Origin of the sequence: Acidovorax radicis (assembly GCF_020510705.1) — a bacterium.
Classification (GTDB): domain Bacteria; phylum Pseudomonadota; class Gammaproteobacteria; order Burkholderiales; family Burkholderiaceae_C; genus Acidovorax; species Acidovorax radicis_A.
The window spans coordinates 720,243-734,776 of the sequence record NZ_CP075184.1; the positions used below are offsets into that span (position 1 = coordinate 720,243).

The window sequence follows — 14,534 nt, forward strand, 5'->3', positions numbered from 1 at the left end:
TGCTGCGCTCACCAGGGAAACACCGCCCATGAAACTTGCCATCCTTGACCGCGACGGCACCCTCAACCTGATGGGGGGGGACTACATCACCTGCGCCGACGAGTGGATCCCCGTGCCCGGCGCGCTTGAAGCCGTGGCCCGGCTGAACCACGCGGGCTGGCATGTGGTGGTGGCCACCAACCAGCCCGGGCTGGGTCGTGGCCTGTTTGACGTGATGGCGCTCAATGCCATTCACGCCAAGATGCACCGGCACCTCGCCGCTGTGGGGGGGCGCATCGATGCGGTGTTTTATTGCCCCCATGCGGCCGACGAAGACTGCGGGTGCCGCAAGCCAGCGCCCGGCTTGCTGGAACAGATCTGCGACCGATATGGCGTCGAGCGCCCCGATGTACACGTGGTGGGCAACTGCGTGGCCCATGTGCAGGCGGGTGAGGCGTTGGGTGCGCAGGTGCATCTGGTGTGCACGGGGGAGTCGGCCCACCTGACGCCGGGTGGGCCGTTGCCAGCCGGGGTGGCACCGGGCACGCGCGTGCACGCCAGCCTTGGTGATTTTGTGGACCAACTGCTGCCAGTGTTGCCGGTGCTGCAAAGCGGCTCGCCTTTGGTGACGCCCGTCGCTACATCCTCCGCGCCCTTACCATTGCCAGGGCAGGGTATCTTTTCTGCTTGATGCTATCTAATTAATAGCTGGTGGCGCTTTGTATATAAGCGCTAGTGGCCAAAAAGACTCTAAACATGGCTTTCATCCGTTCCGTCATTCATCTTTTGTGGATGGGCATTACCGTGGTGCCCTACACGCTGGCCATCATGCTGTGCACATTGTTTGGCATGCGGGGGCGGCCGGTGTACCGCATCGCGCGGGCGTGGCTGTCGCTGTCGATCAGTGGGGCGCGGGTGATCCTGGGTATCAAGACCCATGTGATCGGCATGGAAAACCTGCCGCAGGGCGAGAACGAGGGGGCGGTGCTGCTGGTCAAGCACCAGTCCACCTACGAGACCTTTCTGATGCCGGCCATCATGCCCCGCCCGTTGGCCTATGTGTTCAAGAAAGAACTGTTGCGCGTGCCGTTCTTTGGCTGGTCCATTGGTCGTCTGGACATGATCCACATCGACCGCCGCCAGACCACGGCGGCGTTCAACAAGGTGGTGCAACAGGGCAAGGACCTGCTGGCCAAGGGTATCTGGATCATCATGTTCCCCGAAGGCACGCGCATCGACCGTGGCCAGCAGGGCAAATACAAAAGCGGCGGCACCCGCCTGGCCATCGACACCGGCGTGCCGGTGGTGCCGATTGCCGTGACGTCGGCGCGCGTCTGGCCGCGCAAGGCCTTCATCAAGCGACCCGGGGTGGTGGACGTGTCCATTGGCAAACCCATCTCCAGTGTGGGCCGACAGCCCGACGAGCTGATGCGTGAGGTGCAGGCCTGGATCGAAGCCGAGATGCGGCGCCTGGACCCGGACGCCTACCCAACCCCCGCCCCTGCCAACGCAGTGCCGGCTGGTGCGCCCTCGTCGGCAGTGACGCCCGCGGCGTCTGGCGAGGCATCGCAAGACGCAGCCGCTGGAAAGTAAGCCCACCGTGATGCAGCGGCTTGTGCAGCTTGCACTCGACCTTTTCGATACACCGGTTGCGCCGCCCACGCCCGGTGAGCCGCCCGTGTTGCAGGCTGGGCGCCAGCCAAAAATTCAGCCAAAAACACCGCCTGCGCTTGCCCATCAAGCGCAAGATGCTCCTGAAGTTGTAGCAAATGCAGGCATGCCTGCCCATGCGCCTGCCCATGTGCCTGCACCTGTGTCTCTGCCCTCGGTGATGACACCGGCTGAATTCCGCCACCCGCAGGCCAGCCGCGAGGTGCTGCTGGGCGACGCGGTGGTGGCCTATGCCTTGCAGCGCGCGCGGCGTCGCACCATCGGGTTTACCGTGGGGGCGGACGGCCTGTCGGTGCGTGCGCCCAGTTGGGTGACCTTGGGCGCAGTGGACGCTGCCCTGCGCGAGAAATCCGGATGGATCGTGCGCAAGCTGGCCGAAGCCCGCGAGCGCCAGCAGCGCATGGAGGGTGGCCGCATCGTGTGGGCCAATGGGGCTGTGCTGCCCTATCTGGGCGAGCCGCTGAGGCTGGTGCTGGACCCTAGCCATGGCTTTGCGGGCAAGGGCGGGGCACTGGTGGCCGCTTTGGCGCACGGCGATGTGGGTGCCACGGCCGCAGCGCCCAGCTTGCACGTTGGCTTGCCCCACAGTGCCAGTGCAACGCAGATCCGCGATGCCGTGCAGGCCTGGTTGATGCGCGATGCACGGCGCCACTTCACCACCCGGTTGGACCACTTTGCGCCCCTGCTGGGCGTGCGCTGGGCCAGTCTGCGTCTGTCGAGCGCCAACACCCGCTGGGGCAGCGCCAAGGCCGACGGCTCCATCCGGCTGAACTGGCGCCTGCTGCATTACCGCCCGGCCGTTATCGACTATGTGGTGGCCCACGAGCTGGCCCACCTGCGCGTGATGGACCACAGCCCGCGCTTTTGGGACACCGTCGCCACGGTGGTGCCCGACTACGCGCAGCTGCGCAACCATTTGCGCGACGAACCCGCGCCGCTGTGGACATGATGGCGGCAGGGCCTGTTCGCCATGAAAGGAACTTGGGATGACCGCACAACAAGCAAACCCCGCCGTTGACGGCTATGCGGGCGACGTCCCGGCGCCACTGGCGTGGCAGTGGGTGCAGGCTGGCCAGGCCGTGCTGGTGGACGTGCGCAGCGATGCGGAGCGTGACTGGGTGGGCGTGGTGCCGGGCGCGGCGGCCGTGGCGTGGAAACAATGGCCCGGCATGGCCATGAACCCCCATTTCGACGCCCAGCTGCACATGGCAGCGCCCGAGGGCGCCACGCTGGTGATGTTGTGCCGCAGTGGTGTGCGCTCCATCGCGGCGGCACGCCGGGCGACCGAACTGGGCTACAAGGCCTACAACATCCTGGAGGGTTTCGAGGGCGACGCCGACGCACAGGGCCACCGCGGCCAACGCGGGGGCTGGCGTTTTCAGGGCCTGCCGTGGCGGCAGGGCTGATGGCCGGGCCATCGGTTTCTGTTTGCTCCTGAAAATATAGCTGTTGGCGCTTGATGGATAAACGCTCCCCGCTATTTTTGTCGAAGCGGGTATTGATGTGTTCGGCGGCGAAGTGTGCAGCTTCTGGCCCGCACAGATCTTGTCGGAATCACTCGGCAGGCGCCTGTTCCCCCCGCGAATTGGCGGAGCCCTGCGGGCATCTCCGTCAAACCGCGTGGTGAAGGCCGCCGCAGCCCCTGCACCGCAGGCCGGGCAAAACTCGGGATAATCCGCCGCATGACTTTCATGGCCATCGACGTCGGCAACACCCGTCTCAAATGGGCGTTGTATGACGCCCCCCGCCCCGGGGCCGCACTGCTGGCCCACGGCGCCGAGTTTCTGGACAACATCGACAAGCTCGCAGAGGGAAGCTGGGCCTCGTTGCCGCCGCCGGATCGCATGCTCGGTTGCGTGGTGGCCGGCGATGCGGTCAAACGCCGCGTGCAAGAGCAAATGGAGCTGTGGGACGTCACGCCTTCCTGGGTGGTTTCGTCCGCACAGGAGGCCGGGCTGACCAATGGCTACGACCACCCCTCGCGCCTGGGGTCAGACCGCTGGGTGGCCATGATCGGTGCGCGCCACCATGTGCTGGCGCAGGGCCCGGCACGCCCGCTGGTGCTGGTGATGGTGGGCACGGCGGTCACGGTGGAATGTGTGGATGCGCAAGGGCATTTTCTGGGGGGGCTCATCCTGCCGGGCCACGGCATCATGCTGCGCGCCCTGGAGTCCGGCACCGCTGGGCTGCATGTGCCCACGGGCGAGGTGCGCCTGTTCCCGTCCAACACCAGCGATGCACTCACCAGCGGCGGCACCTATGCCATTGCAGGCGCCGTGGAGCGCATGGTGCAGCATGTTTTGCAGCACTGTGGCGAAGAGCCTGCGTGCCTCATGACGGGGGGCGCGGGCTGGAAGATGTCGCCCAGCATGACCCGTCCCTTCGAGCTGGTGGACAACCTGATCTTCGATGGCCTTCTGGAAATCGCCTTTCGCCGCTTTGGCGGGTAATCAGATCGCAGCCTGGTCCCCCAGGGCGCTGCGCGCGGTCTGCGGGTCGTGAAACTGGCGCGGCGGCCCGCGTCAGAGCTGCCGTGCTGGCGGCGGATACCAAGGCGCAGAGCGCCACAGGGGGGTTATTCCTCCAGTTCCGTCTTCGCCATCTCTACATCCAGCCGCTCCATGGCGTCGACGGGCGTGGTGGCGGCGGCTTTTTCATAGAGCTCAGTGGCTTCCTTCATGCGCTTGTCACCCTCCAGCATGACCAGCGCATTGGCATATTCGACCATGCAGATGGCAGAGCCCGGGTTGAGCTTGAGCGCCTCCTGAAACAGCTTGAGGCCGGTGTCTTTTTTGGCGCCGTAAGTCATCCCGCCGATCAGAGAGCCCACTTTGTCGATCACTTCGGCATGAAAGGCCCCGAGCGCAATGTGTGCGTCGGCGTGTTGGGGTGACAACACAATGGCTTTTTCCAGCGAGTCCTTGACCTTGCCGCCCAGCCCCTGCGCCAGGGCCTTGGCCACACTGATGCCCTGGCTGTAGCGGCCCAGTGCGTAGGCGTGCCAATACCAGGCATTGGCGTTGTTGGGCTCCTCGGCCGCCTGCGCGGCGGCGCGCTCCGCCACCTGGGTGAACAGGTCCAGCCGCGTCTTCTCTTTGGGTTCCAGATAGTTCGCGTAGATCGCGGTGGCTTTGTTGGCCACCGTGATGCCCGCGCCCCCGGCAGCGATGCCGGCCTCATTGGCCTGGTGAAAATCGCCGTTGTGGAAAAGCGCCCAGGCGTCGAGCACCGCGGCGTCTTTGGGGCAGGGCTCCGCGTCACCGCCATGCAGGCGTGCCCATTGTTTCTTGACACTCGCCGCGTCGAAGCTGTAGTCACCCGCGTGCGGGAAAGGGGTCCATTTGGCCATGGTGTGTGTCTCCTTGGTTATTGTTCGGGGCGCAAGTGTCTGGGGTCTGGGTGTGGCGGCCTGGGGGCTCGGGAGCGGGATGGGATCGCGTTTGCCGATGGGTGCGGTCAGCCAGGTGCCGTTGTGTACGCACCCACCAGTTCCAGCAGGTGGGCGCGCTGGTCGCTGTGCAGATAAGGCATGAGCAGGTTCAGCACATGGTGTGCCCCGCGCATCAATGCCGCCTGTGCGCTCTCGGGTTCCAGTGCCCGGCGTGGGTCGCGCACGTATTCAAAACTGAGCCAGTACGTGAGCACCACCACCATGCTGGTCGCGGTGGCCTCCAGTTCTCGGGCGTCGATGTGCAGCGCACCGGCACGGCCCATGCCGTCCAGCATCTCCCGCACTGCGCGCGTCTTGTTCTTCAGAATGGTCTGGAAGTGGGTCTCCAGGCGCCGGTTCTTGGACAGCAGATCATTGAGGTCGCGGTACAGAAAGCGGTACTGCCAGATCAGCTCGAACAGGGTGTGCATGAAGAACCAGGCGTCCTCCACATTGCGCACGCCGTCGGCGGCGGCCAGCAGTTCGGCGAGCGCGCTTTCATACCGATCAAACAGCGTGTTGATCAGCTCATCTTTGGCAGGGTAGTGGTAATAGAGATTGCCGGGGCTGATGCGCAGCTCGGCCGAGATCAGGGTGGTGGAGACGTTGGGTTCGCCGAACCGGTTGAACAGCTCCAGGGTCACCTCCAGAATGCGTTCTGCGGTGCGGCGCGGCGCTTTCTTCACCATGTGTGCAGGCCCCCTCGCGTTGTTTGGCGTCGTTGTTTCGTTGGCTTTAAACAGGCTCTCAGGCCTACTCTACCCCACGCGGTCATGCTGCAGTGCGGCATGCAGCATGCCGCGGGGGGCCTGCCGCTGTGTGCAACCCCCTGGGCTGCTGCTAGCGCGGCTCACGGACTTCGCCAACAAAAAAGCGGCCAACACGCTGTCGCGCATTGGCCGCTTGCATCAGAGGCAGGGACCCGCTTGTCGGCGGCGGGTAATCAGTTGGCTGATGGAGTGTTGGCTGCGGCCCGTGCGACGGGCTTCTTTGCGGCCGCTTTTTTGGGTGGTGCGGCCTTGGCGGCGGGCTTTGCTGCAGCCTTGGCCGGGGCGGCCTTCTTGGCAGGTGCTTTCTTGGTCGGAGCAGCGGCCTTGGGTGCAGGTTTTGCTGCTGCCGCCTTGGCTCCCCTGCCGAGGGCATCTACGCGGGCGCTCAGCGCCTCAAGATCGCGGGCGGATGGCACGCCGAGTTTCGACAGGGCCTTGGCGACACGGTCTTCGAAAATGTTCTCCAGCTTGTCCCATTGGCCCTGTGCCTTCGAGCCAATATCCGTGGCCATGGTGGTCACGCGGCTGGTGGCTTCGGTGATCTTTTCTTCGGCCACGGCCTGGGTCTTGCGCTGGATGGTCAGGCCTTCCTTGACCAGGGCTTCAAACACCTTGCCGCCTTCTTCCTGCGCCTTGGAGAACGCGCCCAGGCCTGCCAGCCAGATCTGCTGGGCCGAGTCCTTGACGGTGCTGGACAGTTGGGCGTTGCTCTTTTTCTTGTTGTCGGCGCTGAGTTTCTGCAGTTTCTTGACCATGGGGCCTCCGTGATGCGGTTGGGTCGGTCGGTCAGCGCGGGTTGCCCTGACTCGTGGATGCACTTTACGCCGCGCCGCGCAGAAGGTTTAGGCACGGGCTTCTAAAAAACGTAGAGCGTGACATCTAGGAGCCTGTCGGACTTGGAAATCGTCGGCTGCAAATGGACCGCAGCGGTCCATTTTTCACCGTCTTCTTGCCCCATAGCCGGGCTATGGGGCTGCAAATCCGGCAAAAACTGTCCTCGCTGGGGTCCATTTTCGCTTTCGACGCTCCAAGTCCGACAGGCTCCTCGGCGCTTTGGTGCGCACGCGCACACCCAGTATCGGCGCGGGTTTGTGCTGAATCGGCGCATGCAGGCCTTGGGCAAGAATGAAATTCTCTCAGAGGAGTTTTCCATGCAGTATTTCGTGACGGGGGCAACGGGGTTCATTGGCAAGCGGCTGGTCAAGAAGTTGCTGGGGCGCAAAGGCACCGTGGTGCACTTCCTGATCCGCAAGGAGAGCGCCGACAAGGTGGCCGATCTGCGTGGCTTCTGGGGCGTGGGGGCGGCCCGCGCCGTCCCGGTGTTTGGCGATCTGACGGCCAAGAAGCTGGGCGTTGCGGGCGAAGACATCAAAAAACTCAAGGGCCAAGTCGATCATTTCTACCACCTGGCAGCCGTGTACGACTTGGGCGCTGACGAAGAGACCCAGGTGGCCGTGAACATCGAAGGCACGCGCAATACGGTCGAGCTGGCCAAGGCCGTCAACGCGGGGCATTTCCACCACGTCTCGTCGATCGCTGCCGCAGGCCTGTATGAAGGCGTGTTCCGCGAAGACATGTTTGCAGAGGCCGAAGGGCTGGACCACCCGTACTTTCAGACCAAACACGAGAGCGAAAAAATAGTGCGCCACGACTGCAAGGTGCCGTGGACGGTGTACCGCCCCGCCATGGTGGTGGGCGACAGCACAACGGGGGAGATGGACAAGATCGACGGGCCGTATTACTTCTTCAAGCTCATCCAGCGGCTGCGCCAACTGCTGCCGCCCTGGCTGCCCGCCGTGGGGCTGGAAGGCGGGCGCGTGAATATCGTGCCGGTGGATTTCGTGGTCAACGCGCTCAACGTCATCAGCCACCAGCCGCACATCGCCAAGAAATGCTTCCACCTGGTGGACCCGGTAGGCTACCGTGTGGGTGACGTGCTGGACATCTTCAGCCGCGCCGCCCATGCGCCGCGCATGAACCTGTTTGTGAATGCTGCGTTGCTGGGCTTTATCCCCAAGGGCATCAAGAAAAGCCTGATGGCCATGGCGCCCGTGCGCCGCGTGCGCAATGCCGTCATGAAGGACCTGGGCCTGCCCGAAGACATGCTGACCTTCGTGAACTACCCCACGCGCTTTGATTGCCGTGAGACCCTGGCGGCGCTCAAAGGCTCGGGCGTGGCCTGCCCCAACCTCAAGGACTACGCCTGGCGCCTGTGGGACTATTGGGAGCGCCATCTGGACCCCGAACTGTTCATCGACCGCACGCTCAAGGGCACGGTGGGCGGCAGGGTTGTGCTGATCACCGGGGGCTCGTCCGGCATCGGCCTGGCCGCTGCGCACAAGTTTGCGGAGGCGGGCGCCACCACCATCATCTGCGGGCGCGATCAGGACAAGCTGGACGAGGCCTGCGCTGAGGCCAAGGCCAAGGGCTATGCGTTCATCGCCTATTCGGCCGACATTGCCGACATGGCCGATTGCGACCGCTTCGTGCAACTGCTTGTCGACAACCATGGCGGCGTGGACTTTTTGATCAATAACGCAGGCCGCTCTATCCGCCGTGCCATCGAGTCAAGCTACGACCGCTTTCACGACTATGAGCGCACCATGCAGCTGAACTACTTTGGCTGCCTGCGCGTGACCATGGGCTTTTTGCCGGGCATGGTGGATCGGCGCAAGGGCCACGTGGTCAACATTAGCTCCATCGGCGTGCTGACCAATGCGCCGCGTTTTTCGGCCTACGTGGCCAGCAAGGCGGCCCTGGACGCCTGGACGCGCTGCGCATCGAGCGAGTTTGCCGATCAGGGCATCACCTTCACCACCATCAACATGCCGCTGGTGCGCACCCCCATGATCGCGCCGACCAAGATCTACAACAACGTGCCCACGCTCGCGCCCGAAGAGGCGGCCGACATGATTGCGCAGGCCTGCATCTTCAAGCCCGTGCGCATCGCCACGCGCCTGGGCATCACCGGGCAGTTGCTGCACGCGCTGGTTCCCCGCGTGGCACAGATCACCATGAACACGAGTTTTCGCATGTTCCCGGATTCCACGGCCGCCAAGGGCGATAAAAACGCCAAGCCCCAATTGTCGGCGGAGGCCGTGGCGCTGCAGCAGATGATGCGCGGGATTCACTTCTGAGGACCGCTGGCCGCACGTCTATCGCCCGTGTTGAACTCTGTTACGCCGGGGGCGGGTGGGGTGGGATAATCGCGGGTTCTGCCGAGCAGGCACTTCACACGGCCCTCCCTATGATTCTGGTTACTGGCGGCGCGGGTTTTATCGGCGCCAACTTCGTTCTTGACTGGCTTGCCGCCTCCAGCGAGCCCGTGGTCAACCTCGACAAACTCACCTATGCGGGCAATGTGCACAACCTAGACAGTGTCCAGGGCGACCCGCGCCACACCTTCGTGCAGGGCGACATCGGCGACGCCGCGCTGGTGGCCCGCCTGCTGGCCGAGCACAAGCCCCGCGCCGTGGTGAACTTCGCGGCCGAATCGCACGTGGACCGCTCCATTCACGGCCCTGAGGATTTCATCCAGACCAATATCGTGGGGTCCTTCCGGCTGCTGGAGGCCGTGCGGGCCTACTGGAGCGCGCTGCCCGAGGGCGAGCGCGCCGCCTTCCGCTTCCTGCACGTCTCGACCGACGAAGTGTACGGTTCGCTCTCCCCCACTGATCCTGCCTTTGCCGAAACCCGCAGCTTCGAGCCCAACAGCCCCTACAGCGCCAGCAAGGCCGCCAGCGACCACCTGGTGCGCGCCTGGCACCACACCTACGGCCTGCCGGTGCTCACCACCAACTGCAGCAACAACTACGGGCCCTACCACTTCCCCGAGAAGCTGATCCCGCTGATGATCGTCAACGCCATGGCGGGCAAGCCTTTGCCGGTGTACGGCGATGGCATGCAGGTGCGCGACTGGCTCTACGTGAAGGACCACTGCAGCGCCATCCGCCGCGTGCTGGAGGCCGGTGCGCCCGGCCAGACCTACAACGTGGGCGGCTGGAACGAGAAGCCCAACATCGAGATCGTGAACATGGTCTGCAGCTTGCTCGACGAGCTGCGCCCCCGTGCCGACGGTCAGAGCTATAAAACCCAGATCACCTACGTGAAGGACCGCCCGGGCCACGACCGCCGCTACGCCATCGATGCCAGCAAGATCGAGCGCGAGCTGGGCTGGAAGCCCGCCGAGACCTTCGATACCGGCATCCGCAAGACAGTGTTGTGGTACTTGGGCCACCCGGAGTGGGTCGCCAATGTCCAGACCGGGGCCTACCGCGACTGGGTACAGGCCCAGTACGCGCAAGAGGCGACCGCCACCGCTGTAGCGGGCGCCAGCGCATGAACATCCTGCTCTTTGGAAAAAACGGTCAGGTCGGCTGGGAACTGCAGCGCAGCCTCTCGGTGCTGGGCGCGGTCACCGCGCTCGATTTCGACAGCGCTGAGCACTGTGGCGACTTTGCCAACCCGGCGGGCGTGGCCAACACGGTGCGCAGCTTGAGGCCCGACATCATCGTCAATGCTGCCGCCCACACCGCCGTGGACAAGGCCGAGGGTGAGCCTGAGCTGGCCCGCACGCTGAACGCCACCACGCCGGGCGCCATTGCGCAGGAGGCCGCAGCATTGGGTGCGTGGCTGGTGCACTACAGCACCGACTATGTCTTTGACGGCAGCGGCAGCCGCCCCTGGGTGGAGACCGATACGCCCGCCCCGCTGAGCGTCTACGGCCGCACCAAGCTCGAAGGTGAGCAGTTGATCGCGCAATCGGGTGCTCAACACCTCATCCTGCGCACCAGTTGGGTCTACGCCGCCCGTGGCGGAAATTTCGCCAAGACCATGCTGCGTCTGGCACAAGAGCGCGAGCGCCTGACCGTCATCGACGACCAGTGGGGCGCCCCCACCGGTGCCGACCTGCTGGCCGATGTCACCGCCCACGCCTTGCGTCACCTGCAGCGCCACCCGCAAGACGGCGGCCTGTACCACTGCGTCGCAGCCGGTGAGACCAACTGGCATTTGTATGCAAAAGAGGTGCTGGTGCTTGCTGCGCAAGCGCAACCAGCTATCAAATTAAAAGCAACGGAGGTCGCTCCCGTGCCCACCAGTGCCTTCCCCACGCCCGCTGTGCGACCGCACAACTCGCGCCTGGATGTGACCCGTCTGCAAACCACCTTCGGCCTGCGCCTTCCGCACTGGCGCGAAGGGGTGGCGCGCATGCTCACCGAAATCCTCTGACGGCAACTCCATGACAGCAAGCACAGCAGCAGCCCGCAAGGGCATCATCCTCGCCGGAGGCTCCGGCTCCCGCCTGCACCCGGCCACCCTGGCGATCAGCAAACAGCTGCTGCCGGTGTACGACAAGCCCATGATCTATTACCCGCTCAGCACCCTGATGCTGGCGGGCATCCGCGACATCCTCATCATCAGCACCCCGCAGGACACACCGCGCTTTGAACAACTGCTGGGCGACGGCAGCCAATGGGGCATCCACCTGCAGTACGCCGTCCAGCCCAGCCCCGACGGCCTGGCGCAGGCCTTCCTCATTGGCGAAAAATTCCTGAGCGGCTCCCCCAGTGCCTTGGTGCTGGGCGACAACATCTTCTACGGCCACGACTTTCACGAGCTCCTCGAAAGTGCCATGCAACGCACGGAGGGGGCGAGCGTGTTCGCCTACCACGTGCATGATCCAGAGCGCTATGGTGTCGCGCAGTTCGATGCCCGTGGCAAGGTGCTGTCACTCGAAGAAAAGCCGACCCACCCCAAGAGCAGCTATGCCGTCACCGGCCTGTATTTTTACGACCGGCATGTGGTCGACATGGCCAAGAGCCTGCAGCCATCGCCACGGGGCGAGCTGGAGATCACCGATCTCAACCGCCTGTATCTGGAGCAAGACCAACTCGGCGTCGAGATCATGGGCCGTGGCTACGCTTGGCTGGACACGGGCACCCACGACAGCCTGCTGGAGGCGGGTCAGTTCATCGCCACGCTGGAACGGCGCCAGGGCCTGAAAATCGCCTGCCCCGAGGAAATCGCCTGGCGCCAGCGCTGGATCGACAGCGAGCAGCTGGTGCGCCTGGCACAGCCTTTGGCCAAAAACGGCTATGGGCAGTATCTGCTGCGAATCGTTCAAGAAAAAATCTACTGAAATCCCGCATGAAAGCCACCCGCCTTGCCATTCCCGATGTCGTCCTGATCGAGCCCAAAGTGTTCGGTGACGAACGCGGCTTCTTCTTTGAGAGCTTCAACCAGAAAGCCTTCAACGAAGCCACTGGCACCAACCACCAGTTTGTGCAGGACAACCACAGCCGCAGCAGACAGGGCGTGCTGCGGGGCCTGCACTACCAGATCCAGCAACCGCAAGGCAAGCTGGTGCGCGTGGCGCAGGGCGCCGTGTTCGACGTGGCGGTCGATATTCGCAAAAGCTCCCCAACTTTTGGCAAGTGGGTTGGGGAGGTGCTAAGCGCCGACAACCACCGCCAGCTCTGGGTGCCGCCTGGGTTTGCGCATGGCTTCGTTGTGCTCAGCGAAACAGCGGAGTTTTTGTACAAGACCACCGATTACTACGCGCCGGTGCATGAGCGTTGCATCGCGTGGGATGACGCAACGCTGGCGATTGATTGGCACTTCGAAGGCACACCCAACCTGTCGATCAAAGATGCGCAAGGGCTTGGCTTGGCGAAGGCTGATCTGTTCTCCTGATGGGCTACGGTCGCCATGCCTCTCGCTATGGCCGGGTATGGGTCATGATGTTTTGCATAGACCGGTACAGGTGATCCGATCCGAATTTTTCATTGTCAGGATCCAGAGAAAACAAATTGTGATCACGCGCTACGAGCTTTCCTTGCCAGCGCGGTTCCACAAAAAATGACAGGAATTCCGCCCCTTGCTTCGCATGTTCTTCGAGCATCCGCTGCATGGCAGCTGTGCCCATGGCTCTAAGCGGGTGGAACTCCGTCACCCCATAGCCGTGGTGCGCAGCGGTTTGATACCACTGCGAGAAAGTGGTGCCGTACGTGGCATCACCATATAGGCTGACCCCCAGTCGGATATCCCCCATGGGTTGCAGCGATGCCTGAATGGCATATTTGTTGGCGTCCCAACTGGGGTTGGTGAACGGGATGATCTGGTGTGTGTAATGCGGCGTGCCGACCAAGCACGATTCGTTGACCACGCCGTTAAAGAACTTCAGATAGTCCACCACCTGCTGCTGCCTAAAGGCGTGCCATAGAGGCACCAATGGGTTGTAGTAATACGCAGCCTGATCGGTCGGCATGTCAATGTGGGCCTGTAACGTCGGGTCAGGTGCGGTGGTGGGTGGCAGAGGCTTTTGGGGCAGCAGGTGGGGCGTGCTCTGCTGCCGATCCATGATGGCAATCTGGCGTGTTCCCAGGGGGGTCAATTGGCCGGGGCGTTGTTCCAGAAACACGTCAATGCGGTGCAGGCCAGTGGGGAGATTGCGGAAGTCCAGGTCCAGTCGCCAGCCAGTGTTGGCATCGCCAAACTCTGGTTTGGCCGCGAGCACATCCTGCCGCCCCTGGTTGACTTTGGTTTTACCTGCAAATACGCCATCGCGGTAGACATGAACCCAGGCGGGCGCCGCTCCGGGGGGCTGTTTGATATACACCCACCCCGCAACGGGAAAACTGCCGTGGGCAAAAGAGTCGATATGTTCGGTAAAACGTTGCAAGGGTTCTGTCCGAATGTCTCGCGACGGGGGCTGCACTTCTTCGAACGACGCGTAGTTCGACCCCAACACGCGGTTGAGTTGCTCAATGCGCCGAAAGTCCTTTTGCAAAAACTGCCGGAAGCCTGCGATGGACTGCGGGCTGTAATCGGTCACGCGGTAGGGCATGCCGAACCCCATTCCAGACTCAAAGCCGGGGAACAGATGATGCAGTTCACCGAGCAGTGTGACGCCCTTGATCTTTGCAATGTCGTTGGCGGGCAGGTGGCACATCGCACCGAGCAACGCCTGCGTGGCCTGCACGCGGCGCTGGGTCAATTCGGTCTGGGTGCTGGCGAAGCTCCAGTTGTTGATGGCCGCGTCGTAGTAGCGGCCTTGCGCAAGTGGACCATCGCGTGTCTGTGCCAGGTTGGCCGGGTCCTGTGCCAGGGCTTTCTCCAGCGGTGCGTCGGTGGCGAAGTGCGTGGAAAACAAATACAGGATCAGCGGCCGGTCTGTATCCCGCACGGTGCGCACCAGCCGAGCGACGATATTGCTATCAATGACCCAGCCTTGAGGGTCTTGCCGAAAAAGCTGCAACAGAGGCACCGGTAACGTGTAACCCAGCGGGTAGGGGCCAGGATCGCTGCCGTGAGGCTGCAACTGCGAGAGTGTGGATTCCACTAGTGCTGCGGCAGAGCCGTTGGGGCCCGTGCAGGCGGTCTGCAGATCGGCCGGGTTTTGTGAAGGCGCACCTTCTTGTTTAAGAACACACGAGTCGATCACGCCGATCATGGGTGCGAGCAACAGGGGCGCGTGGGCACGGGCTTTCGTATTGTCGTGACCGTGCAAAAACACCAGCCCGGCGCCGCCTGCAGTCAGCACACCACAGGCGGCGATAGCGATGGCGATATTGACTTTTCGTTGCGTGGCTCGTTGGGTCATGGCAGGTGATGCAGTCTGGTGACGTGAAGTGAGAATGGGCGAATGTATGGCAAAGCCCCAGTCCCGCAGTCGCTTGGAGTTT

14 protein-coding genes are annotated in these 14,534 nt (G+C 63.4%); 10 read left to right on the forward strand and 4 right to left on the reverse strand.

Annotated features, from left to right (window positions below; translation table 11 throughout):
* Positions 1-28: 28 nt before the first annotated feature.
* The 5 genes from gmhB (at position 29) to KI609_RS03275 (ending at position 4,100) form a co-directional block, all read left to right on the forward strand.
* The gene (gmhB, locus tag KI609_RS03255) at positions 29-670 is read left to right on the forward strand and encodes a D-glycero-beta-D-manno-heptose 1,7-bisphosphate 7-phosphatase (protein WP_226447061.1); all 642 of its coding nucleotides are present in this window, start codon (positions 29-31) and stop codon (positions 668-670) included.
* A gap of 65 nt (positions 671-735) precedes the next feature.
* Positions 736-1,572, forward strand: a complete 837-nt coding sequence (locus KI609_RS03260; protein ID WP_226447063.1) for a lysophospholipid acyltransferase family protein — start codon at positions 736-738, stop codon at positions 1,570-1,572.
* A 10-nt stretch (positions 1,573-1,582) separates the two neighbouring features.
* Entirely contained in the window at positions 1,583-2,599 is a 1,017-nt protein-coding gene (locus KI609_RS03265) for a M48 family metallopeptidase (RefSeq protein ID WP_226450164.1), read from the forward strand.
* A 37-nt stretch (positions 2,600-2,636) separates the two neighbouring features.
* On the forward strand, positions 2,637-3,056 hold the full coding sequence (locus KI609_RS03270; RefSeq protein ID WP_226447066.1) for a rhodanese-like domain-containing protein: 420 nt from the start codon (positions 2,637-2,639) through the stop codon (positions 3,054-3,056).
* A gap of 276 nt (positions 3,057-3,332) precedes the next feature.
* The gene (locus KI609_RS03275; protein ID WP_226447068.1) at positions 3,333-4,100 is read left to right on the forward strand and encodes a type III pantothenate kinase; all 768 of its coding nucleotides are present in this window, start codon (positions 3,333-3,335) and stop codon (positions 4,098-4,100) included.
* 125 nt (positions 4,101-4,225) lie between these two features.
* On the opposite strand, the gene KI609_RS03280 is transcribed toward KI609_RS03275, so the two are convergent.
* The 3 genes from KI609_RS03280 to KI609_RS03290 all read right to left on the reverse strand — a co-directional run bounded on the left by KI609_RS03280 (position 4,226) and on the right by KI609_RS03290 (position 6,605).
* Entirely contained in the window at positions 4,226-4,999 is a 774-nt protein-coding gene (locus KI609_RS03280; RefSeq protein ID WP_226447070.1) for a hypothetical protein, read from the reverse strand.
* A 107-nt stretch (positions 5,000-5,106) separates the two neighbouring features.
* The gene (locus KI609_RS03285; RefSeq protein ID WP_226447072.1) at positions 5,107-5,769 is read right to left on the reverse strand and encodes a TetR/AcrR family transcriptional regulator; all 663 of its coding nucleotides are present in this window, start codon (positions 5,767-5,769) and stop codon (positions 5,107-5,109) included.
* 254 nt (positions 5,770-6,023) lie between these two features.
* A complete protein-coding gene (locus tag KI609_RS03290; protein WP_226447074.1) occupies positions 6,024-6,605 on the reverse strand; it encodes a phasin family protein in 582 nt (193 codons plus the stop codon).
* Between the two features lie 396 nt (positions 6,606-7,001).
* Here KI609_RS03290 and KI609_RS03295 point away from each other — a divergent pair, with 396 nt between their 5' ends.
* The 5 genes from KI609_RS03295 to rfbC all read left to right on the forward strand — a co-directional run bounded on the left by KI609_RS03295 (position 7,002) and on the right by rfbC (position 12,543).
* Complete coding sequence (locus KI609_RS03295) at positions 7,002-8,987, forward strand: SDR family oxidoreductase (protein ID WP_226447076.1); 1,986 nt, start codon at positions 7,002-7,004, stop codon at positions 8,985-8,987.
* Positions 8,988-9,097: 110 nt separating this feature from the next.
* Positions 9,098-10,192, forward strand: coding sequence for a dTDP-glucose 4,6-dehydratase (rfbB, locus tag KI609_RS03300; RefSeq protein ID WP_226447079.1), 1,095 nt, complete (start codon positions 9,098-9,100; stop codon positions 10,190-10,192).
* The gene (gene rfbD / locus KI609_RS03305) at positions 10,189-11,079 is read left to right on the forward strand and encodes a dTDP-4-dehydrorhamnose reductase (protein ID WP_226447081.1); all 891 of its coding nucleotides are present in this window, start codon (positions 10,189-10,191) and stop codon (positions 11,077-11,079) included. Before rfbB ends, rfbD begins: the two co-directional genes overlap by 4 nt.
* A gap of 10 nt (positions 11,080-11,089) precedes the next feature.
* Positions 11,090-11,989, forward strand: coding sequence for a glucose-1-phosphate thymidylyltransferase RfbA (gene rfbA / locus KI609_RS03310; protein WP_226447083.1), 900 nt, complete (start codon positions 11,090-11,092; stop codon positions 11,987-11,989).
* Positions 11,990-11,997: 8 nt separating this feature from the next.
* Positions 11,998-12,543 carry a dTDP-4-dehydrorhamnose 3,5-epimerase gene (gene rfbC / locus KI609_RS03315; protein ID WP_226447086.1) on the forward strand — a complete coding sequence of 182 codons (546 nt, stop codon included), beginning with the start codon at positions 11,998-12,000 and terminating at the stop codon, positions 12,541-12,543.
* Between the two features lie 25 nt (positions 12,544-12,568).
* Here rfbC and KI609_RS03320 read toward each other — a convergent pair whose 3' ends face one another.
* The gene (locus KI609_RS03320) at positions 12,569-14,452 is read right to left on the reverse strand and encodes a hypothetical protein (RefSeq protein WP_226447088.1); all 1,884 of its coding nucleotides are present in this window, start codon (positions 14,450-14,452) and stop codon (positions 12,569-12,571) included.
* Between the last annotated feature and the right edge of the window lie 82 nt (positions 14,453-14,534).